Below are 1,104 nucleotides of genomic sequence, written 5' to 3'. Positions count from 1 at the left end.
CCGCCGGCCACCGCGATGGCCAATTTCAAGACAAAAAACCAGCCGCAAACCGTGGCTGCCTAACTGACAAGAAACCACCCGACTGTCTCACATCCTTGACACACCTCACTCCGGCCAAGTGCTTTCAAGGCCAGACTCCGGGTGTCACCAGGGCGGAGAAGGGGTTTGTGCTGAACCGGGCACAGATGGAGGCCATCGCTTGCCAAGAAGATGGAAGCGCGTCTGTCATTCACCCGTTCTTGGGTGGCCGCGAAATGCTGAACAAGCTGGAAGTAGATCGCTGGGTCATAGATATTCCCGACTCAGATCTCAGAACTGCTCGTAGTCGATACCCGGCCGCCTTCCGGCACTTGTCGGAGATGGTCCTCGGGATACGCCAAGGGAAAGCCGACGAACAGGCGGCCAAGAACGCGGAGGCATTGCAGGCTAATCCGAAAGCCAAGGTCAACACTCACCACGCAGGCTTTCTCGAATCGTGGTGGCAACTGGGATACAGGAGAGGGGAGCTGCTCCGAACTCTCGACGGAATAGACCGGTACATTGCAACCTCCCGCGTCACTACAGTGAACCGCCTTGCGGTCTTCGAGTTTGTCGACGCAAGCATCCACCCGAGTGACGCCATGACGGTCTTCGCATTGGACGATGACTATTCCTTGGGGATCCTGTCTTCCGCCGTTCACGGCAAGTGGATTGCAGCCAGATGTTCAAGTATGAAGGGCGATCCTCGATATACCTCGACGACAGTCTGGGATTCCTTCCCTTTTCCACAGGCACCAAGCCCCAAGGACGTTGCCAAGGTCGCGAGTGCAATGGCCGACATCCTTGAGCTGCGCGAGTCGCTTACGAGCGACGGGGACACCTTGGCCGATCAGTACGATGATTTGCGAATGCCAGGGCGAAGCAACCTGCGTCATTTGCACGGCGCACTGGATGCCGCTGTAGCGGATGCATACGGCTTCTCACCGTTTGATGAAATCCTGACTCAGTTACTCGTGAGTATTTGATGCCTTGAGAGCCACCCAATCTTGCGCTTCAGAGCCACCGATCGTGCGGAAGAGAGCCAGTGGTGGTGTGTTTGGGAGCCACTGGCCCTCGACCTCATCG

The 1,104-nt window shown here is 57.2% G+C and carries 1 protein-coding gene; it reads left to right on the top strand.

Going from position 1 to position 1,104, the window contains the following annotated elements; genetic code table 11:
• Positions 1-1,004 (top strand): type IIL restriction-modification enzyme MmeI (locus ACZY0Y_RS19865; protein ID WP_463959939.1); only part of this gene is annotated, 1,004 nt, incomplete at its 5' end.
• Positions 1,005-1,104: the final 100 nt, after the last annotated feature.

It is taken from the genome of Pseudarthrobacter kochi (assembly GCF_055412805.1).
Note: the sequence above shows the minus strand (reverse complement) of the source record. Positions and strands in the feature narration are given on the sequence as shown.